A 22007-nucleotide genomic window follows, 5' to 3' on the forward strand; every position below is an offset into this window, starting at 1 on the left:
TTCATCGTCATAAAGTATGGCCAGGTTAAACAACGCATCGATATTTCCTTTTTCAATAGCCTCTAGGTAATATTTTTCTGCATCATTTTTTTTGCCTTCATCATCATAAAGTAGAGCCAGGTTGTACAAAGCCTCGATATTTCCTTTTTCAATAGCCTGCAGGTAATAGTTTTCTGCATCCTGGTTTCTGCCTTCAACGTCATAAAGCAGAGCCAGGTTGTACAAAGCATTGATATGCTCTTTTTCAATAGCCTGCAGGTAATAGTTTTCTGCATCCTGATTTCTGCCTTCAACGGCATAAAGCAGAGCCAGGTAGTACAAAGCATTGGTATGCCCTTTTTCAATAGCCTTTAGGTAATATTTTTCTGCATCGTGGTTTCTGTCTTCAACGTCATAAAGCAGAGCCAGGTTGTACAAAGCATTGATATGACCTTTTTCAATAGCCTGCAGGTAATAGCCTTCCGCTTCTTTTTTTCTGCCTTCCTCAACATAAAGGTTTGCCAGATTATTTAAAGCATTAATATTCCCTTTTTCAATAGCCTGCAGGTAATAGCTTTTCGATTTTTTATTATTGCCTTCTCTATTAAATAAAAAACCCTTTATAAAGAATTTTACTCCATCATTTTCATTTTCCAGTTCATCTGCCAGCATGTGAGCTTCTGTTATTTTTCCTTCCTTCTCCAGCTTTACAATTTCATTAACGATATCGGAATATTTTTTGGGCAATTCTAAAAAATTGATTACTCCAGTTGAAGACTTTAGTTTATTTGTATACTCCAACATTTTATCTCTTTCTATGGTGCTGGTATATTTCGACTGGCTAAAAGCTTTGGTTAATATTAAAGCCCTGTCGTAAGGAAGCTTTTTCGCCTGCAGGTTAGCAATATGGTTAGCAACAAGCGTTTTTAAATGAGCCGTATCATACCAGGTCTCAATGAAAATGGTCAGCCACCTGGCTTTTCGTTTCTGTTCGGGATTTCCCTGGGTAACTATTAACCACATGTTAAAAAACCTTTCCGATATACGGTATAAATGATTTTTTTTTGTTGTTGATAAAATTTCCACAATTCCATTATTTGACAATTGTTTCAAATGCGCAGATATTAATTTGCTTTCCATATTGCATTTTTGAACTAATTGCCTGGCTGTACACGCTTCCCAGAAAAAAGCTGTTTCCAATACTATTTTGCGTTGAGGCGCCGGTAAGTTATTAAGCCTTTCCTGGTACAGTGGGGTTACTTTATCCATCACTTTTCGAATATAGTCAAACCCATACAGGGTGGAGTCCTGCAATAATATATCAATAAAGAATTGCAAAGTTCTGGGTAATCCATCTGTGAGGATGCGCACCGCTTCAATTTTGCCGGGATTATTTTTTGTAAAAGCAGTCAATTGTGGCAAACTCATCAACTGGCTCCAATGATTTAGAAGGAGGTGTATTTCTTGCGATGACAGTGGCCCCAATCGATGACGCCTGAAGAATTCATAAAATGGCTTATCATATCGCCAAAAATGTTCATCCATGCGGGTGCTTCCGCCAATAATTTGTATATCGTTATAATTGTGCAGCGTTTCACGCAACAAGTTGCCATCATCAATAAAATTTTCAATAATCCGGTCCAGATTATCTAATAATAGCACAATCTTCCTTTTTTTTACTTTCAGCGTTTTATTGATTTCTTCGTATAAATAGCGTGTATAACTTTGGTCGTCATTAAATGTATCGTAATCCTTAAGGGTGAAAGTAATTTGGAGTTTATTGCTTACTTCTTTTAATACTTCAAGCCACAGATCAAAAAGCCGGTATATACCAGCCTGCTCTTCAGCTAAATTAATAGCGATGTATTTTTTCGACAATGCCGGCTCTTCTTCTATCTCAATCTGAATACGTTTAAGCAATGTAGACTTTCCACTTCCCCGCCTGCCCAGAATTAATTCATGTTGCAGCGGATCCTTACTTTTTTTATTTCTGAGATCGTCAATGATTAATTGAAATTCAGCTACACGTACAATAAAGTTATTTTTAACAGTTTGATAATCGCTGTTGGCTGATTGATAAGTATCAAGCTGGTCAACGAGTTTGTTACCTGTTATTTTTTTATAGTTATCCATGATAAACCGGATTATTTCGTTTCCAATATGCCTGCAAAAAAGGAGAGACAAAGACGTAAGTATTGTTTTCTTCAGTGATATACCCATCCTCTTCAAGGCCATCTATAAAATCCATATAGTTTTCTTTCTTACCGTATCTTATTGCAACATCATACAGTTTTTGCTTACTGATAGCATTTTTGTGAGCGATAAAAATCAATACTTCATTCACAAATTCAGCATCGGGCAATGACATGTAATCAAACAGCCTGCTTTTCCAGTCTTTAAAATGGTCACTGTTTTTTACCACCTCATCAAAAGCGCTATCAATATCATTAATAGTAATTGCGGGATTGTTATCTTTTCGTGCTTTACTGTTAATTTCATTTAGCATCAGGTTAATAAAATAAGGCAGGCAGTATCTTATTTTGAATAACAGGTGCTGCATAAGCGCTTCCGTATATTGAATTGTTGCACTGTTACCGGTTGCCCAACGAATATATTCAATAGCTTCTCCATTTGTTAAAGCTTCAAATTTTACTTTATGAAAGTCATTACAATCAACGTTCCTTCCTTCAATTGTTTTTATCACATAATGAATGCCAATTGAACCGGCCAGCACGAGGCGAAAATTCCTGAATTGATCTTCCTGTCTCCATCGCCTCAAATTTTTTAATATTATTACTGCATCTTCCTTTTTATTATTCTTATTCAGGTTATGTAAAACTTCGGGTAATTCATCAATGAATAAAATTATTTTGAAATCATTTTGCTTTAGTTTAGGCAATAAATGATTCACAGCCTCTAAATAGTTGATTGTGCGTTCCCGGATCTTTAAAGTGCCCGTAATACTTACTTCTTCAATATCTGTTTCTTTTAACAAGCGCAGCCACCACTCTGATGCCTTTTGGCTGAAATTCATGCAAGATTTGATGAGCTCATAGATCGATTTAAAAAAGTGCTCAGCTGAATCGAGTCCCTGGATATTTTTATATACACATTTATGGTTATCTATACTATTGTTAATCATATGTTTCATGATAGACGATTTACCCACCCGCCGGGGCGCAGCGAGTAATACATGATTGCCAATTATTATCTGTTCCCATATATCGGCTACTATGGCCGGTCTATCATAATAATAGTCCCCTGTGGCAGTATTACCTATAATGATTTTAGGGTTTATCCAATTGATAATCATGTAGCAGCAATATTTTGTTAATAAGCAGTTTGACAACAAATTTATTGCTAAATATGTTTGACAACAAAATTGTTGTCAAGTTTTTGATTTGGATCAACCCAAAAAGCCCCAACCTTCCGGCCGGGGCTCATTTTGTTAAATAATAATTGTTTTCTCTTTACTGAATTACCCTCGAAACAACAGGGGAGTAGGCCCTTTGGCCGTTGCGGCCGATGGCTACAACGCGGAACCAGTAGCGCTTGTCTGAAGTCAGTCCTTCGAACCTGTAATAACCGAAAGAACTTCCTTCACTGGTCCAGGTGGTGTTTACCTTGTCTTTTGCGTGACTAGTATGCAAAATGGTTACAGCTTTAGTGATGTGTTTTAATGACGCAGGTTATTGAATAGACACTTTAGGAGTAACTGTCTGATTTCCGCAATAACAGTTCGGCTTCCTGTGCGAAGCTTCATTGCGCATGTGCAAAGCATCATTTCCCATTAGCAATGGTTCAGAACTTTGTTGCAAAGTGTCAGGTAATACAGGAATTGGTGCTTTGCGTATAGGCGTAAGGTTTTTATTCATGAGAAAAAGTTCGGAACTTACATGCAAAGATATTTTTCCAGCAAGCAAAGACCACAATTTCCAAAGCAATTATCCAATTTCCACAAGCAATGACCAATATCCTGTAAGTACAGCCTCATTTCCTGCAAGCAAAAGCTCATTTCATGTAAGTAAAAGCTCATTTCATGCAAGTAAAGGATCATTTCCTTTGGGAAAAATATCATTGTTCATGCGAAATTATCCTTTGTGCGTTGATTTATAACGGTAAGTGGGGAGCCTTCTGGTTTAAAAATAATAAAGTAATAAATGATCCCGCCAAAACGGGACCATTTTGTTTTTGTTCAAACCTGTTTTAAATGTTCTTTGTTGTTTCGAATATTTAAAAGCCAATCTCGATGGCCTCCCATCCTGAATTGGAATGGCCTCCGTAATACGCATTGTTAAGGATGGCCCTGTCATTAATTTCAACGTAGATCAGGTAACAGCAGGGCACCATCCTTGGATCGCTCCAGGGGTCCCAAAGGAACTGAGTAGGCACTGGGTAACCCTGGTCTGCAATATTGCCGTTATAAGTTTTCGACAACGAAACCGACGAAGTATCTACAACGGGCACAGATAGGCCCGAATTGCCACGGGCTGTAACCGCTACGGAGCTCATATTGGGGTCGTATGCCTGAATAGTGATCAGGATGAGCCCGTCGCCTTTGCGAACCTTGCCACACTTCAGCGGTACAAGAGTGCCGTCGGGTTTCTGCAATTGCAGCGATATGGTTGGGCGTGGGAGAGGGAATGGCCCGGTGTTGTCTAACCGCACCACCTGTGGGCTGCTGACCCTTGTATTCATAAGCGCGTCCCTTACTTTTAACCTGAGGTAAAAAACGCCGTCTGGCGCCGATGTTGGCCAAAGCATGAGCCGCTTATCTCCTGTAGTGAGCCTGCCACCGTCTGAATCGCAAAGCTGGTCTACCTTAAACCAACCGGGATCCACACCCGTAGATTGGCTGCGCGAACGGTAGTGCTGGAACAAATTCCATCCTGGCCCGGGAAACGGAGGGTCGGGAGGTACAGGTGGCGGAGGCTGAATAGGAAAATAATCCGCTCCAAATTGAGGGCCTACAATAATAGGGCTATAAGGACCTCCGGGGTTAGACGACACTTCAACAAGATATTCGGTTGCTGTTGACATATTGAATATCCCTTTAAGTTCAACAAGACCTCCAAAAGGATGATCGCCGATACCGGCTGATGGATTAGGATTAGAAACAAAACCTAACGGATCGCTTGGCCCGTTTGCATAGCCGAGCGCATTGATCTGTGAAACAAGGATACTACCTACATGCGTGATCAGCGGGCGGGGCGGACAAAGTTCAAAGCATTTTTTTTCACAGCGTAAGGAGCAAAGGAGCATGCAGAGTTGATAGCAGAAGGCTACCAGATTATATTCCTTTAGCAGCTTGTTCCATTCCTCAACATTTTCCGACTCTGATATATCGAGCAAACGCTTCACAATGGCTTCGTCCTTTAGCAATGGAGTAATCGCATGCGTGAAAGCAAGGATTTCCTTTGCATCAACTTCACCCTGGTTGGGCCTGGGGCAAAATTTCAGACAGCGACCTCCACAATGTTTCCGGCAGAAGAATTTACAAATGATACGGCAATGCTCTGCAATCCCCACCTGATTAAGGGCCGCCTCAAACTTTGCTGCATCCTTTTCTAAAAAAGCAGCATGGGCATTGTTGAAAGCCTCAGGGTTGTTTGCAAGCTTTTCAAGGGCTTCAGCCATCAGCTGAATGCCGGCAATGGTGTCATTTTGCGTTGACATTTTTTTTGTTTTGAGTGCCTACTCTTTGAACGGATTTTCGGCATACTCCGTTTGCTTGTTGGGAAAGAGGTAATAGAAAGCTTTCAGACTACCTTCGCAGAGCCTTTTCTTACTGACTTGTTCAAACGCATTAGAGGTTAAAATTCCAGAGGGGACCAGATAACAGAGAATGTTCTTCAAAGTTTATGCTTATATATTCTTTGGCAAAGAGAAAACATGCTGATAATGGTAAGTAGTTCTACCTTATATTTTTGAGAATATATACTTTCTGTTATCTATCGTTTGCTTCAACTTAGCGGCAACCATCGGATGCCGTCATTGCCTTTATTGGATTGCTCCTGATAATAATATTTGCGAATACTGGCCTGCGTAATTTGTTAAATCAGTTGCTGACCGTTCGGTTTTTACTTTTTAATGATGGAAATATTTTTGAATTATAAACCGACTGCTTAAATTTGCAATCATCAGATGATATGACGAATAATTTTATTCCACGCAGATCACTGGCAGATGAAGTTGCTGCCCAATTGCAACAGCAGATTGCCCTCGGAAAATATAAAACCGGGGCGAAATTGCCTATTGAACCCGAATTGATGCGAACCTTTGGGGTGGGGCGCTCTACTATCCGTGAGGCCATTAAGATATTGGTGAACTCGGGCCTGTTACGCGTACAGCAGGGCCTTGGTACGTTTGTAGAAGTAGCGGAGGGAATAAAAGAATCTTTACCTCAACGGCTGAAACGGGCCGATTTTAAAGACCTCGATGAAGTTCGGCAGTTGTTAGAAATAAAGATCGCCGAAAAAGCGGCTGCCAACCGCACCGAAAAAGACCTTAAAGAAATACGGCATTGGCTGGCAGCACGAAAAAAAGCTGCTGCAGACAACCTGCTGGAAGCTTGTATTGAAGCCGACATCCGGTTTCACACAGCCATTGCAGTAGCTTCCAAAAACGAGATCCTGGCCGATCTGTATAAGACCTTCTCGATACAGATAAAAAAAAGGTTTTTATCCATTCATAAAAACACTACCGATTTCCGGATAACACAAAATTTGCACGAACAATTACTAAAAAGCATCGAGGCAAACGACACCAAAAAAGCCTGGAACACGGCTGCAAAAATTATAGGACACATATCTCAATAAAAAATTTGTTTTTAAACATCAGATGATCTGACCAGCTATGATGAAAACAACCAATTCGCCCGCAGTTATTGATTCTAAAGCACTGGTGCAAACAACCGTATATTCCATCCTGTTTACCATAAGTTTTACCCATCTGTTAAACGATATGTTGCAGTCGGTTATCCCGGCTATCTATCCGCTGTTGAAGCAAAATTTTCGTTTGTCATTTACCGAGATAGGGCTGATCACTTTTACATTTCAGCTTACTGCCTCTTTGCTGCAACCTTTTGTAGGGCACTTTACCGACAAAACACCCCAACCGTATTCACTGGCCATAGGCATGAGCTTTACACTGGCAGGGCTTATCTCTTTGTCATTGGCATCCAGCTTTATTGCCATACTTGTTTCTGTAAGTCTTATCGGAATGGGCTCCTCTGTTTTTCATCCTGAATCTTCCCGTGTGGCGCACCTTGCCTCAGGTGGTAAAAAAGGATTGGCGCAATCAATTTTCCAGTTAGGCGGAAATGCCGGCAGCGCCATAGGACCTTTACTGGCAGCGCTGATCATCGTTCCTCACGGACAGTTTTATATTATCTGGTTTACGCTGGCAGCCATCTTAGGCATCATGGTGCTTATAAGAGTAGGTACCTGGTATAAAGGTCATTTAATTCTGAAAATGAAAAGCAGGACTGTTGCTGTACCGGCCTCGCATAAGACATTATCAAAATCACGGGTTATTACTTCTTTGGCCATTCTGCTTGTACTGATCTTCTCAAAGTACTTTTACATGGCCAGCATGAGCAGTTATTTTACTTTTTATCTTATTGATAAGTTCCATTTATCGGTACAGCAGTCACAGATACACCTGTTCATTTTCCTGGCGGCAGTAGCCGCAGGAACCCTGATCGGCGGTCCGCTGGGCGATCGTTTTGGAAGAAAATACATTATATGGATATCAATTTTGGGAGTTGCGCCATTTACCTTACTACTGCCGTATGCTAACTTATTCTGGTGTGGAGTGCTTTCGGTTATTATCGGCGTTATCATAGCTTCGGCATTCTCTGCTATTTTAGTTTATGCTACAGAACTGGTTCCTGGTAAAGTAGGCATGATTGCCGGTTTGTTCTTTGGTTTTGCCTTTGGTATGGGCGGGCTCGGTTCCGCTGTATTAGGAAAACTGGCCGATTTAACCAGTGTAGGGTATGTGTTTAAGGTTTGCGCATTCCTGCCCCTGATTGGTATTATTACAGGTTTTCTGCCGAATATCGAGCAGCCGAAACAGGCTACAACAAACAATTAATACAAAAAGGAATTGCAGGTGAAACTATAATTATTCAGGGGTACTTAACCTGAAATTCTTTAATCGACAATCCAATTATTACTACTGATAGTTAGCCATTCCCTTGCTAACTTCGCTCTCTCTCTTTTTTGAGTTAACTAAACAAAATTTCCTGATGCCGATGCAGCGATGGCTTTGCGTATAGCCGGTCACCAGTTTTTTTAAGGCCCCAGCCCCCCTGATTAATTTATTGAACAACATTCCAAAATAGCCGCATATACATGTGTTTGGCGAAGTAATTAAGCCAGCAAAGGCAATCAAATTATTTAATACAACAATATATTGCGAAAACCCGGTTATAAACTGCCGGCGAAACCGAATTGTAAAGTGTATTTGAATTATAAATAGCCCTACAATAAAACTAATTAAACCAATATCTAATAGGATGCAATTCAACATCACAGGCTATTCAACCGCACTTTTTTCAACCTGGTATTTTATCGACGAACTGGGGCTGTTGTTCGATGCAGGGGAGGGGCTTACCTCGGCGCTTTTACGAAAGAGCTGCAAAATAAATCATGTTTTCATTTCCCATGCCGACCGTGACCATCTCACCGGCTTATTTTCGTTCAACCAACTCAATGCACGGCCAGGCTACCCCGTGATTTATTATCCAAAAGATTGCGGTTCATTTCCGATGTTAAAAAATTTTTCAATTCAATTTGATCCGCATGTGAGCGGAACAGTATGGCAGCCGGTTACGCATGAAACCGACATCTTCATCAAGGAAGATATTTTTATACAGGCGATTCCCAACGGACATATACCCACCCCCGAAAACAGTATCAAAAGTCTTAGTTATAAAATAATACAAACAAAGAAAAAGCTGAGACCCGAATTAACTACCTTACCCGGTAAAGAAATAAGACGAATCATCGAGGAAAGGGGCATAGAAGCGACCCATATTGAAACACAAACCAACCTGCTCAGCTATTCGGGCGATACGCCGGTAGAAGATCCCGTGCGATGGCATCATTCAAAAATACTCATACACGAAGCAACATTTTTACGCGGCGACGAAGATGCCGGCATTCAACCATATGGCAACCACAGCTATCTCGAAGAAGTGATGGAAATGGTAAGTGGCACACAAATAGAAACGCTTATTCTCGGACATTTTTCATTGCGGTATTCATCCGAACAAATCAATCGCAGCATACGGGAGCTTTGTGAAAAGTATGCCATCAATATTCCGGTATTTGCCATTTTGCCCGGCAAAATAGTAGCGGATATATTAAAATCAGAACCGGTAAACAAGTAGCGTTTGCATCTGTCTGTTCCGCTTTGTTCGGAATTTTACAATTTTCAACGTGCCCAAATGAGTTTTTTTGTAAAAAAATGAGTGTATGAAAAAGTTCATCCTTTCTCTGTTGTTGCTTACCGTAACCTGCATTTCCCGGGCCCAGTCAAAAATGGACCAGAAACTCAATGAAGCCAAAAAGGCGATTGCCGCCAGTAATGCAATATTTTCCGACTTAGCTAATAAGGACGACGGATCAATTCTGAGCCGGTATACAGATGATGCCTGTTTGTTGCCACCCAATGCTGCCCCCATCTGTGGGAAGGACAATATCCTGAATTTCTTCAAAGGAGGCCCTAAAGTGCATAGCATATTTAAGATTCAAAATGTATATGGAAACGGGAGTGAATTTGTTACCGAAGAAAGTTACTATGAATTGTTCGACATGAACAACAATAAGATCGACGACGGAAAGGTGCTCGTGATCTGGAAAAAGACAAAGGAAGGCTGGAAAATGTACCGGGATATGTTTAGCAGCAACCACAATCCCCAACATTAAAAAAATCATGACAGGCGTCTCCCGGGGAGATGCCTGTCATGTTTCAAAAGCCTATATTGACCGCCTGCTGAAACTCCTCTCCGTTTATAATAAGCGAAGCCCTTGCCTCAAAAGGGGTGATACCTGTAAATTTCTTAAACTCTTTTATAAAATGGGCCTGGTCATAGTAGCCACAGTCATAGCCTATTGATGTAAGGCTATGGTTAGTTGAAAGAACCTGGGCAAGACTTTTATTAAATCTATACACCGAAAAAAAAGCACCCGGCGATATGCCCACCATGTCTGTAAACAACTTTTGTATATACCTTTCCGAGAGCCCGTAGCTTTTCGACAAAGCCATGCTGTCGAATGTGTCGCCTGCTGTACAAATATGTTCGCAGACCTGCTCAATGATCTTCGACTTCTCCAATTTTTTTTCATGTTGAATCAACTTCCCGATCAGGAACCTATCGAGCATCCCGATCTTATGTTTGAGAGTGCCTGCCTCCATCAAACTGTCGTAGAAATCATAGATTTCCTTCGAAAATATGCCATAAGCATCCGTGGCATAGTTGGTGAACTCGTACATAGGATTAGGAAAGAAGAGAGAACTGGCATAAGCATATATCCTGGCAATCAACACCGACGTACCCTTTGAAACCGTAAGCCTGGAAGGCATCGTAAGATGTCCGAGTAATTCAACCTGCGGTAGTTTCCTTTTTCTGCCATCAATAATCGTGGTGGCGCTTCCTTCCGAAATATTGATTACCAAATCAACATAACCGCTGGGATAAAACACTTCGTTGGCCAGATCCCTGTCAATGGTAATCACGGTATAACTCTTTACATATGGTCTCAAAATATCAGATGGGAAAAATTGCATTTCAGGGTATTATATGATTTCAAAAAATAGGGCTTTTCCTCCGCAAAAACAAACCATTCGGCAAAATACGAACGGTGGGGTCAGTTAAGGAAAGATCGCCTGAATAGTTACCGGTAATGGTTAATTGAGCGCCTCGGGTATCATGCCTTCCATTACTTTTGTAAAGTGAACATTTCTTTCAAATACCAATCAATAAATAATGAAACCTATCTGTTTTCTTTCCGGCTTAATGATGTTTGCAGCATGTAATCAGCAAGCCGGTGATTTGCAGAAATTACAGGCAAAGATAGACAGTCTGCAATACCAGGTGAACAAATCCTACAAACCTGGCTTCGGAGAATTTATGAGCAGCATCCAGATTCATCACAACAAACTTTGGTTCGCAGGCCAAAATCAAAATTGGAAACTGGCTGATTTTGAAGTACATGAAATTATGGAAACAATTGAGGATATCCGGAAATATCAGTCAGAAAGAAAGGAAAGCCAACTGATAGAATTGCTAAAACCTGCATTAGACAGCGTGAATTTATCCATTCAGCAACAAAATCCTGCTCTGTTTAAAAGTAGTTACACTTTACTCACCAATTCCTGTAACAATTGCCATCGTACTGCCGAATTTGAATTTAATGTAGTGAAAATTCCCGAAAACCCTCCATTCAGCAACCAGGACTTTAAACCTGTTAAATAACGTGCCGTCAATAAAAATAATTCCACCTGCCCGTATAACAGTTTGGGATTAGGCGCCGGACTGATCATTGTGGTAAAATAGGATTAAACTGAAGGAAAAATACTCCGCAAGGCTTTGTATTTAACACGAAACAAAAAAAAATGAATCACCGGCCTGATAATCTTTTTCATTGGGAATTATTTTTAATTGTTGTTTAATGATGGGTTGTATTGTTGGTATTTGGAGATTTTTGGTATTGCATCTGAGATCAGACAAATCCAGGCGAAGCTGGTCTATCATTTGAATATAAGAACACGTCCACATTATCAAAAAAAATGAAATCCGCAGGTGCCTTTGGCAATTGCGGGAAACAGCCAATGTCATATTCAATACGATTTAGGATGCTAAATAATTCCGCAGGTGACGGAATGGGTTTATTTCAGAGGCTATTGGATGATAATATATAATAATACTACTAAGTTTCGGTTGCTCATATTCTCCCGCAAAAAGTGTTTTCAAAATAGGGGATACTACTTAATGATGTATGCATAGATGTGTGTTGTTGATAAATTCCTGTTTATTGCATTATCTTATATGGCCATATTCTTTTTTAAATAATTGTTCATAACAAATTCTATTTCTTCAAGGCGGAACGGTTTTGACACAAAATGGTTCATCCCTGCTTTCAGGCAGCGTTCTTTATCTTCTTTCATTGCATCAGCCGTTAATGCAATTATGGGAACATTGCTGTATGGTAGGGGTAGGCGGCGAATTTTCTGCGTGGCTGTATAACCATCCATCTCCGGCATATTCACATCCATAAACACTATTTCGGGATCGTGTTGCATTAACATATCAATAGCTTCCCTGCCATTCATCGCTTCAACTACCTCAACGCCCATTTTATGCAATACTTCTGAAATAAGCAGCATGTTTATCGGGCTATCTTCTGCAACCAATACTTTTGTATCCTGAAATTTCTTTCCAGGCGCGGGCCTTTCATCGGGTTGCTCTTCATTCGAATAAGATTTTTCAAATAGCTGGGATAACAGATTAAGTATCTCACCTAATTTTACCGGTTTAGACAGGAATTTGTCAATGCCGATATTTTCCGCTTCCTGCTGGATGATTGTTCTTTCAAGCGATGAGAGCATGAGTATGAAAGGCTTTGTATCGTCGTTTGTTATTTTTTTAATTTGCTGCACCAAATTAATGCCATCCATTTCCGGCATTTGATTATCTGTAATTATAAGATCAAAGTGCTCGTTTTCTTCCCTGGCTTTTTCGATAGCCTGCAATGCCCCGGCACCGTTATAACATATCTTACACGGCACGTGTAAATACCCGAAAATATCTTCCATTAATTTACAATTGGTCATATTGTCGTCTACTACCAATACTTTGCGCAACAGGTTTTTCGGGGTGAATGCAAGGCGTGGCTGTTCATTAACGATCTCCATGGCAACGCGCAGGGTAAATGTGCTTCCCTTACCATACTCGCTTTCTACCTGCAGTGTTCCTTCCATCAATTCGGCCAGGCGTTTCGAAATGGTAAGACCCAAACCCGAACCTCCGAATTTGCGGGTAGTTGATGAATCGCCTTGTGTAAAACTTTCAAATATTGTATTGATCTTTTCAGGGGCGATACCAATGCCTGTGTCTTTAACCGATATGGCTATATCCATGAATTTCTTATCACCTTTTTCATATAGAGTAGACTCCTGGTGAACGGTTACAGACACTTCTCCTTTAAGCGTAAATTTTATAGCATTGCCAATAAGGTTTACCAATATTTGTCTTATTCTTACCTGATCGCCAAAAAATTGGGAAGGAACATGGGGATCGATGTTGCAGATGAGCTCAAGATTTTTTTCCTGGGCTTTTATGGATAAAATATCGATAGTTTCTTCAATTACTTCATCAAGCTTAAAACAGGCATTATCGATAATCAGTTTTCCCGCTTCTATTTTGGAGAAGTCGAGTATATCATTAATGATATTGAGCAGGTTGTATGCTGATTTTCGAACATTCTGCAGATATTCCCGCTGTGTTTTTTGAAGGTCGGTAGTTAGTACAAGGTCTGTAAACCCTATAATGCCATTCATAGGAGTACGTAGTTCATGGCTCATGTTAGCCATAAACTCGCTTTTGGCAAAGCTGGCTGCTTCTGCATTGTTTTTCTGCAGTTCCATTTGTATGCGATCGATCGCCGAACCTAATGTGCCGGAAAATGATTCGAGTATTGAAAATTCAGCTAATGTCCATTTACGTTCTATTTTGCAGTCATGGAAACAAATAAATCCCCATAAGCTGTCTTCTGCAAATACGGGAATAATAGTTAACGATTTTACCTGGTCATTTTCGAGCCGTTGTTTTAACAGCGACTCTTTTAAGTGCGCTACATTGCAATGAAAAATTTCATTTTTATGCAATGTTTGCTCTATATCGGAAGTGAAGTAAAAAAGTACCTGTTGAAATGCCGGAGCATGATATTCTACATCATTGGTAACACTATTCCAATATGCCAGCTGATTACTATATGTTTTTTCATCGATGCTACAGGTATAATTATGGTAGGTTTCTATCATGTCGACCCCCATTTGCACCCCTAATAATTTAATGGCGTTGCCGATAGCGGTTTCAATATCATTATTACTGATGAGTTCATGAACCGCCGAGCCAACTGCCTGGAGTAATCGATCTTTTTTATTAAGATCGCCGGTTATTTCCATCAGTTCCATTTCACTGGTCTTTAAATTATCGCGCATGGAAATAAGCGCCTTACCTAATGTATCTTCATCGCTTAACGGTTTAAAAGGGATTTTAAAATTCCTGATACCTACTTCGTAAGCGAAATTGGCTGTTCTCAGCAGGTTTTCAGAAAGATTATTGACCGATTGCACCATTTCTCCGATCTCATCCCTGTTCACTTTGTAATCTATCCGGCGGATAGTGCCTTTGCCCAGATCATTTATTATAGACCGTATTTTATTCACAGGGCTAATGATCACCTTAGCCAGGTATATGGAAAGAAAAAGTCCGGCAAAAATGATGGTAACAGCCAATACAATGATAAGTATCCTTAATTCTTTGGTAGAACGTCTGAGCTTGATATTCTCCTGGTACCTGATACTTTGCACATAGGAACTGATATTATTTAAAGAATTTATTAATGCACCGGTGCGTGGAAGTATTTCTTCTTCTATTTTCCGTTCAGCCTCCAATTTGATTACCGGATCATCATAATCTTCAAAACCGTTTAAAGAATTCATTATTGTTTTCTCAATAGCAAGCAACTTATTAAATTCGGTATACACATTATGTAAGCTGTCGACCCAATTTTTATTTGGCCAATACCGGGCATGACTCTCAATGCGTGATCTTAATTCCCCGTAATCGGTAAGGTGCAATTTTTTTAACAGGTCTTTATCTTCCTGCTTGTATCTTAAAAACACCCAGTTGGTTGAATACATTTTGGATTCGAGCATCAACCGCTCAAAATTGTCCAATGATTGAAGCGATGGGTCAATCACCTGGGAAAGATTGGCCGATGATCTCTTGTTATTGTTTAAGGTAACTATAGTTATGATACCATTGATCACAAACAAGGATACCAATAAGGCAAAGCTCCAGTAAATCCTCTTCTTTATGGTAATGTTCATTTTCATGGGATATCAGGTATAGGATGGATTAGAAAGTAAGGTTAAGTCCTCCCATTATCCTTATCGGGTCTTCATGCTGACCATAAAAAAGTTCCGAATTCTTTTTATCGAGGTCCATATTGAACCCTACACTTCTGTAATGCTGATTAAGCGCATTGGTGATATTGGTAAAAACAGCCAGCTTTTTTATTATATTATATCTTAGCGAAATGTTCAGCAGCGCATAGCCTGGTATTGTTTGGCGCTTACGAATAGCTGTTTGGGTATTATCAATCCCCGTGAGGTTTTGCCTTCCCATCACAATCAAACGGGGCGAGCAGCTGAATTTACCGGCTTTCAGATCGGTTCCTGCATTCAACATAAACGGAGAAATAAATTCAAGTTCCACTTTAGGAAGATTCGGATCTTTCAGTGAATAATCATCAAATCCGTTTGTATGGTTTACAGACAGAAAAGAATTAAGGCGAAGGCTGCCAAGGGAATGTTTATAATTTAACCGGATGCTTCCTCCGTAATTTACCTGCCGGGTTTGATTTACAAACACTTCAACATATGCAACAGGTATACCATTAAACATATTGTGATACAAATGGGTCGATTTGTTATCGTCGGCAAATTCATGCAATCCTGAAAGAACGGTATAATACCCGTCAACAGTTACACTAAAGTTGTTGGTGAAATAATGACTAACGCTTACCTCTGCATTTTTAGAGGTGATGGGTTTCAGATTGGGATTGGGCAGATGCATGAAATTAGAGTGGAATGTTCTTCCCGAATCGGATGTTTCAAATGCACCATAATAGGCATAACAATCAAAAGTGGTAGGAGCAAGGAATGCTGTACCGTAAAGTGCTTTAATGGTGGTTTTATCGGTGGGCCTGTAAACAATTCCTACGCGTGGGTTAAAGGTGTTTTCGTACCTTGAATTGACATCATACCTTGCGCCAAAAGTGAAATGTACTTTTTGAATGGGCGAATATTGCACCTGTAAATAAGTGCCGATATTCCGGTACCGTAAAGTATAAAATTTCGCTTCCAGTCCATCTGGCATATAATAACTTTTTGTGCCGATATACGTTCCATGCAAAGCTCCGTTGGGGTTAACGGGCGCTGCCAGATCTGCACTGGTGGGTATGGAATAATAACTTTCGTAAGTAGCGCCACCTGTAAGATTAAATTTTTCCGATGCCTTCCAGTCAACCTGCTGCTCTCCTTTTATCAACGAACCAAAAGAATATTTGTAGGCCGGCTCCATACCCGAAAAAACGTTTCGATAATTCGATTTCGGGTTCATAACATAGTCACTGGCCAGCAGTGAGGTGGTGGCTGTGATCTTTCCAAATGATTTTTTATAGGAAGCGTTTGCCATATCGATACGCTGACCCATGAAAACATCTTTATTGTAAACGGCATTGTTGGGATTCTCTTCGTAAAATGTAGGCGTTTGGGCATAGTTCCTGAAAACCGAGAATGAAAATTCATCCATTTGCAGGGATGCATACATGTTATATGCTTTTATAGGCATTTCTATCTTACTATTTACGGGTGTTTTAGGAGTCATGGGCCCGAAAATGGTGTTGAATGTTCCTGTTGTGTAGGCATCTGTATTGAACAGGGTATCATGCTTATATAGCTTCGTATAATCTGCCCCCTGGTTATAACAGTATTGACCTGAAACTATCAGGCTGGCATGATCGTTCAGTTTTTTTGCAACAAACAGCGTATTATTGGTATAGCCATATGTACCTGCCATCGATGTGGCTTCTACTCTGATTTCTTTTTTGGAAGGAGACTTTTTTGTAATGATATTGATCACGCCCGACACGGCATCAGCACCATACAATGCCGAAGCAGGGCCCAATACTATTTCGATTTGCTCCGCCAGATTAACGGGATAATTTTCGAGGATGGGCATTGTTTCATTCGTAGGTGAAGAGATGCGCATGCCATCGAGCATTATCACAAATTTTTCCTGTCCGGGAGTGCCACGCATTACAAAATTATTATGCAGATGCGAGCGTACTTTATCATCCACCTTCATGCCGGGGAGATCATACAACACATCTAACAGCGACTGGTAGCTACGCGATTTGATCTGTTCCTGCGTTATCACAATTACAGTAGCAGGGGCCATCTCCAGGTTCTGAGATGTTTTGCTTGCCGTAGTGATCTTTACATTCAGTAGTTCCTTCAGGTTTAAACTTTCCAGTTTACCGGTATCTACCTGGCTATAGGATATATTACATGCCATGAGAGCCATTGCAAAGAAGAAAAACTCCTTTTTAATGAGGGGCTTTTGCATATGAAGTTGGGTTTTTCAGGGTTTTGTGTATTTTCATTTTATAATTATCGCCAGATCAAGTAATTCAGAAGCAATGTGCAAACTCCTTTGTTCAACATAACTTTTGTTGATCTCTAATTTCAGGTGCTCATTGATCGTAATGAAATTGATGCACGATCCTTTACGTGCAAGACCATTGTATTCGGTAATAATTAACACCGGAGCGCCTGCAGTAATCGCAGCGATCCTTTTTAAACTGCCGCTTTCCTCTTCACTGATAAAAAGGATCTGACAGTTATAATAGCTTGCCGAAGGATCTAATTTTGTAACAACTATTTTCTGGTTGCCGACGGTTTTATTGCCAATAAAGCTTTTTAAATCATCATAAAGCGGCGAATCACCCACGATGCCAATAATAAAATCGCCCGACTTTTTATTAGCCGGCCAGTCAATATATTTGGTGAAACGGTAAATAATGTTAGCGTGTACTGTATAATCCGTTTCATGTTGCGCCTGCACTTTGACTATTGACAATAATAACAAGCCGGTTAAACAGAGTAATCTTAATATTTGAATGCTTTTTTTCATGGTTAGCCACGTCTCAACTGCAATAACGTTTAGTTAATAACATAATGTCAATCCTTGACTATCTGTTTAAGTTTGCGATAATAAGAACGGAAAAAGTGAGTCCTATTGCAGCTAAATGGGCGTGCAGGAAGTATTAAATCTGAAAATAAGAGTTCTTTGATTAGATTATTTAAAGTTAATACTTATAGCCTTCCGGGTGTGGAGGATTGGTGTGTGGATATAACCCAATGACTGTTTCAGGTTGATTTTTCAGGAATATATTTATGAAAAAAAGAGATTCTGTAATATTGATGACAACAAATCAGAACCTTATTAGCAATTGTACAAATATCTTTTTTTATAAATCCATAAACATAAACACTTATTTTATGAAAAGTAATCTTATCCCAACTAACGCTGTAGCAGCCTGGCTGTTGATCATGGCATTGGCCTGCGGCAAAAACTTTCATTCTGCATCGCAAATTGCTGTGTTATCTGCCACGCAGGCTACTTCCCCGGTATCGCTGGCAGGCGCTCCTTCAGATGCGGCCCGGGGAATGCTTCGTGGCATGATCGATAATGTTAAAGGGGCTGCCATGCATACTTATGCCGCCCACGATAATGCAGGTCATACTCTTGACTGTATTAAGATCATTGCTAACCCTTATGTCAGTGGCCAGTTTATCGGCGTATCGCATGCCAGTTTCAATGGAGTGCTGAAAGTGAATTTGGCCGTTTCTACAGATCTGGTCAACTGGACCTGGGTACGGGAACTGGCCGGATCCAATAACGGACAAGCCTCACAGCCTACTATAGCTGTAGCATCGGATGGCGGATTTGTGGTGGCATGGGAGCAGGAACCCAATAATCATATTAAGGTAGTTTACTTTAGCAACTGGACTAATTTGCAGACCGGGGTGGTTGCCAAAAGCTACGATTGCCCACGCACCCTTTCTACCTGCGCGGAAGGCACGCCCAACATATATACTGCCAGTTCAACCCGTTGTGATATCGGGCACCATTTTTATTCAGGCTGCACGGTTGATCGTCAGGCACGAGGTACGCTCACAAATTTCAATTCCTGGACCACCGGCGCGCAGTCGAATGTTGATAATGCGATGCTTTACTGGGGCGTCAAAGGAAATATTGGCGATCGTGATGGTTATACTAATTACATGGGATATAATTTTGGTCTTTTTGAAGGGCAATATACGGCAGGTGACTGGAGCTCCTGGCGCGTTTTCCTGTATGATTATCAAACCGGGAATGCCGATACAACTATCATCAGAACAAATGGAGGTAGCACCGCTTTTGCGAATCCTACGATTACCAAAACACAACTGAACGGTCAGAATATAATCCTGGTCACCTTATTTATTCCCAGCGAAGGAGCTGCCTCCGGGGAAGCGGGAGAACTTATCTATTACAATAAATATTAAGCTTATCTCTCTAACTAAGCAGGTCAACCGACCTGCTTAGTTGTTTTAAGATTTGTATTAATAATATTATTAGTCCGGCAATGGTTCGCAAAGGTATCCATGTGTTGCAAGATGCAATTGAATTTCAGCCTCATCGATGGCTCCCTGGTGACTTTCAATTCTCAGGATCCTGTCGCAGTCATCAAGGTCGAAATTGATTATGTAATGAGAAAAAGCTTGTTGAAGAACGAGTATAATGTATTTTGCCGCCAGATGATCCTGCACATTAGTCTTAAAGACCTTTACAATTTTCATATTATACAATTTGACGAAAGCAGTTGTCAGAACTGGTAACTAATCCCTCCCTGAAATATAAATGAATTTTGATGATAAGATACATTGGGAACGCGATCATTAACATTACTGAGGCTGTTGAATGAAATTTTTTGATCCATATTAAATGTTTCCAGCTTTTGCATAAATGTGTGGCCGGCTATCACATTCAATTTCCATCGCCGGCCAAACTTACAATCATAAATAAGCCCGGCACTCAATTGCCGAAAATGCAGGTATTGTTCTTTCTTTTCTTCATTCAATCGGTACATGCTTACATTTAATCCGCCTGTAATTCCGAGGGATTGTGCGTTTGAAATTTTGTACTTCAATGACATTCGGGATGGTAAAACGGCCGTGAGACTTAGTTTTTTATTAATTGTCCAGTCGATGTCTGGTATGGGTAACAGATAGGTGCCTGAGTAGTTGCTGGTGTAGGTGAGGGTAACGCCATATTTAAATGCCTTGTTTTGACGAAAACCCAATCTTACGCCCACTGTATATAGAACATCTTTTTCTTCGATGGTACGTTTGAAATCAGCGTTCACCGATGCCAAACCAATCAGCGCGATATTAGTAGAAGGTGAAATGGAATAGTTGAATAGGAGGGGGACCGTTATCGAGTGAAAGTTAGTGCTGCCTATATTCTTTTCATTTGAAAGAAACAGTCCCTGATAACGTATGCCGGTTCTTATAAGGATCGGATGTTTTGATTGAAAATATTTATAAACTGGCACACCAATTTCGGCTACGGGTTGTTGTATTATAAATGTATTCCCGTTGGCATTTACCGGAGCAACCGAATTAGATATAGTAATGTTACCTAATCGTGGCGCTGCGGGAATTAATTGCGGGCGTATTGAGCTATCTGCATTTTGTGAATAGATAAGTACAGGCAATAAAATGCCGGCCAGAAATATGCTTCTTTTCATTTCTGTTAAATTGGGTTTAATTATTTATAGAAAATACAGGAATGGCAAGTCCATCCCCTGAGCCGGTTTACCGGTTCAATGGAGCTATGCCGGGCATGCTACAGGCATAGTTAGCAGTAAACTAAATGGAAAAAATTTGTCAGGTAAAAGTGACGGTATCGATAAGCTTCTGCATTAAATGATGAAATTGTTGCCTTTCATTTTCTGTTAGCACAGAAGACAGAAATGCATCAAATTCCTGAAGGATGCTATTTGCCTGCATGGCCAGCTTTTTTCCGGTTGCCGTTAATTCAACGAGGGTTTTCCGCTTGTCGGCAGTATCCTGAATTACTTTTACAATATCTTTTTTGAGTAAAAATGAAACGGTTCTGTTAACAGATGCTTTATCACGTTGTAACGCAGCGCTTATTTCCTGCTGGCTTGCACCTCCTTTATAATACAATTTGAGAATGACCGGTATCTGGTCCATTTCGAGAGGAAATGCCTTTTCCCGGAAAACTTTATCACATTCTCTATACACTCTGCCATAAAGGGCGCCTATTTCAGTAACCAGTAAAGGAGACACAGGAAATTCAATGTTTTGGCTCATGGTGCGAAGATAGTGAAATTGGTTGATATATCAACTAATATCTTTTAAAATTATGTTACGGTTTAGGGTTTTTAGGTGACTGTGCGGGTAAACAATAAGTTTTAAAACAGTGCCGTCCGGCATTATCACTTTTATTACAACATGCTTTTTAATAATTTTACGGCATCAGAAAGGCATTGATGCAACAATCATTCAACGGCAATGAATTAATAATACGGGTAGTGCAGGGCGATGAGATCGCCTTTGGACAGTTGTTCCGACAATACAAGAACAAGCTCTACTCTTTTATATTCCACCTTAGTGGCAGCGCCACCATTGCCGAAGACGTGTTGCAGGATGTGTTTTTAAAGATCTGGCGCGACCGCGACCAGCTTACCGGCATCGACAATTTTAACGCCTACCTGTACCGCATGGCGCAAAACAAGGCTATTAATGTGTTGCGCCGCCAAAGCCGGGAAGCCTTGCTGCTGAACGAAGTGCAGCGGCTGGCGCCGGAAGGGGTTCAGGGCGATGAATTGCTCGCAGTCAGGGAAGTGCGAAAGGCCTTGCAACAGGCCATTAACAACCTGCCGCCCCGGCAACGCAAGGTGTACCAGTTGGGTCAGGAACAGGGACTTACCTACGAGCAAATCGCCGGCTCTCTCGGTATTTCCACTTCTACCGTTCGCAATCACATGGTGCAGGCCCTGAAAACCATCCGGGAATATATCGCGCTCCATTTTCCTCCCCTCCTTATCTACCTCGTTCCCATGTTAGCCATGATGATGGCTTAAAAAAATATT

The 22007-nt window shown here is 40.6% G+C and carries 18 protein-coding genes; 7 read left to right on the forward strand and 11 right to left on the reverse strand.

Annotation, left to right across the window (positions count from 1 at the left end):
- From AC59IL_RS24960 to AC59IL_RS24975, 4 genes are all read right to left on the reverse strand, one after another.
- Window positions 1-2112 (reverse strand): tetratricopeptide repeat protein (locus tag AC59IL_RS24960; RefSeq protein ID WP_496554934.1); only part of this gene is annotated, 2112 nt, incomplete at its 3' end.
- Complete coding sequence (locus AC59IL_RS24965) at window positions 2105-3292, reverse strand: ATP-binding protein (RefSeq protein WP_496554935.1); 1188 nt, start codon at window positions 3290-3292, stop codon at window positions 2105-2107. The genes AC59IL_RS24965 and AC59IL_RS24960, both read right to left, overlap by 8 nt.
- 157 nt (window positions 3293-3449) lie before the next feature.
- The gene (locus tag AC59IL_RS24970; RefSeq protein ID WP_496554936.1) at window positions 3450-3629 is read right to left on the reverse strand and encodes a hypothetical protein; all 180 of its coding nucleotides are present in this window, start codon (window positions 3627-3629) and stop codon (window positions 3450-3452) included.
- 583 nt (window positions 3630-4212) lie between these two features.
- The gene (locus AC59IL_RS24975) at window positions 4213-5655 is read right to left on the reverse strand and encodes a hypothetical protein (RefSeq protein ID WP_496554937.1); all 1443 of its coding nucleotides are present in this window, start codon (window positions 5653-5655) and stop codon (window positions 4213-4215) included.
- Window positions 5656-6128: 473 nt separating this feature from the next.
- Here AC59IL_RS24975 and AC59IL_RS24980 point away from each other — a divergent pair, with 473 nt between their 5' ends.
- The 4 genes from AC59IL_RS24980 to AC59IL_RS24995 all read left to right on the forward strand — a co-directional run bounded on the left by AC59IL_RS24980 (window position 6129) and on the right by AC59IL_RS24995 (window position 9914).
- A complete protein-coding gene (locus AC59IL_RS24980) occupies window positions 6129-6797 on the forward strand; it encodes a FadR/GntR family transcriptional regulator (RefSeq protein WP_496554938.1) in 669 nt (222 codons plus the stop codon).
- A gap of 37 nt (window positions 6798-6834) precedes the next feature.
- Window positions 6835-8076 carry an MFS transporter gene (locus AC59IL_RS24985; RefSeq protein WP_496554939.1) on the forward strand — a complete coding sequence of 414 codons (1242 nt, stop codon included), beginning with the start codon at window positions 6835-6837 and terminating at the stop codon, window positions 8074-8076.
- A gap of 424 nt (window positions 8077-8500) precedes the next feature.
- Window positions 8501-9376, forward strand: coding sequence for an MBL fold metallo-hydrolase (locus AC59IL_RS24990; RefSeq protein WP_496554940.1), 876 nt, complete (start codon window positions 8501-8503; stop codon window positions 9374-9376).
- A gap of 85 nt (window positions 9377-9461) precedes the next feature.
- Window positions 9462-9914, forward strand: coding sequence for a YybH family protein (locus AC59IL_RS24995; protein WP_496554941.1), 453 nt, complete (start codon window positions 9462-9464; stop codon window positions 9912-9914).
- Between the two features lie 43 nt (window positions 9915-9957).
- Here AC59IL_RS24995 and AC59IL_RS25000 read toward each other — a convergent pair whose 3' ends face one another.
- Window positions 9958-10776 (reverse strand): helix-turn-helix domain-containing protein, encoded by an 819-nt coding sequence (locus tag AC59IL_RS25000; RefSeq protein ID WP_496554942.1) that lies wholly within the window; start codon window positions 10774-10776, stop codon window positions 9958-9960.
- A gap of 199 nt (window positions 10777-10975) precedes the next feature.
- Here AC59IL_RS25000 and AC59IL_RS25005 point away from each other — a divergent pair, with 199 nt between their 5' ends.
- On the forward strand, window positions 10976-11464 hold the full coding sequence (locus tag AC59IL_RS25005; protein ID WP_496554943.1) for a hypothetical protein: 489 nt from the start codon (window positions 10976-10978) through the stop codon (window positions 11462-11464).
- Between the two features lie 569 nt (window positions 11465-12033).
- Here AC59IL_RS25005 and AC59IL_RS25010 read toward each other — a convergent pair.
- From AC59IL_RS25010 to AC59IL_RS25020, 3 genes are read right to left on the reverse strand one after another with little or no spacing between them, the layout of a single operon-like run.
- Window positions 12034-15111, reverse strand: a complete 3078-nt coding sequence (locus tag AC59IL_RS25010; protein ID WP_496554944.1) for a response regulator — start codon at window positions 15109-15111, stop codon at window positions 12034-12036.
- Window positions 15112-15133: 22 nt separating this feature from the next.
- A complete protein-coding gene (locus tag AC59IL_RS25015; protein ID WP_496554945.1) occupies window positions 15134-17407 on the reverse strand; it encodes a TonB-dependent receptor plug domain-containing protein in 2274 nt (757 codons plus the stop codon).
- Between the two features lie 33 nt (window positions 17408-17440).
- Window positions 17441-17974: a YfiR family protein gene (locus tag AC59IL_RS25020; protein WP_496554946.1), complete on the reverse strand. Its 534-nt coding sequence runs from the start codon at window positions 17972-17974 to the stop codon at window positions 17441-17443.
- A 368-nt stretch (window positions 17975-18342) separates the two neighbouring features.
- On the opposite strand from AC59IL_RS25020, the gene AC59IL_RS25025 reads away from it, so the two are divergent.
- Window positions 18343-19392 carry a hypothetical protein gene (locus AC59IL_RS25025; protein WP_496554947.1) on the forward strand — a complete coding sequence of 350 codons (1050 nt, stop codon included), beginning with the start codon at window positions 18343-18345 and terminating at the stop codon, window positions 19390-19392.
- Window positions 19393-19461: 69 nt separating this feature from the next.
- Here AC59IL_RS25025 and AC59IL_RS25030 read toward each other — a convergent pair whose 3' ends face one another.
- From AC59IL_RS25030 to AC59IL_RS25040, 3 genes are all read right to left on the reverse strand, one after another.
- Window positions 19462-19686 (reverse strand): hypothetical protein, encoded by a 225-nt coding sequence (locus tag AC59IL_RS25030; RefSeq protein ID WP_496554948.1) that lies wholly within the window; start codon window positions 19684-19686, stop codon window positions 19462-19464.
- A 26-nt stretch (window positions 19687-19712) separates the two neighbouring features.
- Window positions 19713-20636, reverse strand: coding sequence for a DUF6268 family outer membrane beta-barrel protein (locus AC59IL_RS25035; RefSeq protein WP_496554949.1), 924 nt, complete (start codon window positions 20634-20636; stop codon window positions 19713-19715).
- 139 nt (window positions 20637-20775) lie between these two features.
- The gene (locus tag AC59IL_RS25040; RefSeq protein ID WP_496554950.1) at window positions 20776-21225 is read right to left on the reverse strand and encodes a MarR family winged helix-turn-helix transcriptional regulator; all 450 of its coding nucleotides are present in this window, start codon (window positions 21223-21225) and stop codon (window positions 20776-20778) included.
- 179 nt (window positions 21226-21404) lie between these two features.
- Here AC59IL_RS25040 and AC59IL_RS25045 point away from each other — a divergent pair, with 179 nt between their 5' ends.
- Window positions 21405-21998: an RNA polymerase sigma factor gene (locus AC59IL_RS25045; protein WP_496554951.1), complete on the forward strand. Its 594-nt coding sequence runs from the start codon at window positions 21405-21407 to the stop codon at window positions 21996-21998.
- Window positions 21999-22007 lie beyond the last annotated feature (9 nt).

The organism is Niastella sp. sgz303648 (assembly GCF_059587045.1).

Excerpts from the sequence above, each read along its gene's own strand:
- AC59IL_RS24965 (WP_496554935.1), bottom strand. The coding sequence starts at position 3,292 with ATGATTATCAATTGGATAAACCCTAAAATCATTATAGGTAATACTGCC.
- AC59IL_RS24975 (WP_496554937.1), bottom strand. The coding sequence starts at position 5,655 with ATGTCAACGCAAAATGACACCATTGCCGGCATTCAGCTGATGGCTGAA.
- AC59IL_RS24980 (WP_496554938.1), top strand. The coding sequence starts at position 6,129 with ATGACGAATAATTTTATTCCACGCAGATCACTGGCAGATGAAGTTGCT.
- AC59IL_RS24985 (WP_496554939.1), top strand. The coding sequence starts at position 6,835 with ATGATGAAAACAACCAATTCGCCCGCAGTTATTGATTCTAAAGCACTG.
- AC59IL_RS24990 (WP_496554940.1), top strand. The coding sequence starts at position 8,501 with ATGCAATTCAACATCACAGGCTATTCAACCGCACTTTTTTCAACCTGG.
- AC59IL_RS24995 (WP_496554941.1), top strand. The coding sequence starts at position 9,462 with ATGAAAAAGTTCATCCTTTCTCTGTTGTTGCTTACCGTAACCTGCATT.
- AC59IL_RS25000 (WP_496554942.1), bottom strand. The coding sequence starts at position 10,776 with ATGCAATTTTTCCCATCTGATATTTTGAGACCATATGTAAAGAGTTAT.
- AC59IL_RS25005 (WP_496554943.1), top strand. The coding sequence starts at position 10,976 with ATGAAACCTATCTGTTTTCTTTCCGGCTTAATGATGTTTGCAGCATGT.
- AC59IL_RS25010 (WP_496554944.1), bottom strand. The coding sequence starts at position 15,111 with ATGAAAATGAACATTACCATAAAGAAGAGGATTTACTGGAGCTTTGCC.
- AC59IL_RS25015 (WP_496554945.1), bottom strand. The coding sequence starts at position 17,407 with ATGCAAAAGCCCCTCATTAAAAAGGAGTTTTTCTTCTTTGCAATGGCT.
- AC59IL_RS25020 (WP_496554946.1), bottom strand. The coding sequence starts at position 17,974 with ATGAAAAAAAGCATTCAAATATTAAGATTACTCTGTTTAACCGGCTTG.
- AC59IL_RS25025 (WP_496554947.1), top strand. The coding sequence starts at position 18,343 with ATGAAAAGTAATCTTATCCCAACTAACGCTGTAGCAGCCTGGCTGTTG.
- AC59IL_RS25030 (WP_496554948.1), bottom strand. The coding sequence starts at position 19,686 with ATGAAAATTGTAAAGGTCTTTAAGACTAATGTGCAGGATCATCTGGCG.
- AC59IL_RS25035 (WP_496554949.1), bottom strand. The coding sequence starts at position 20,636 with ATGAAAAGAAGCATATTTCTGGCCGGCATTTTATTGCCTGTACTTATC.
- AC59IL_RS25040 (WP_496554950.1), bottom strand. The coding sequence starts at position 21,225 with ATGAGCCAAAACATTGAATTTCCTGTGTCTCCTTTACTGGTTACTGAA.
- AC59IL_RS25045 (WP_496554951.1), top strand. The coding sequence starts at position 21,405 with ATGCAACAATCATTCAACGGCAATGAATTAATAATACGGGTAGTGCAG.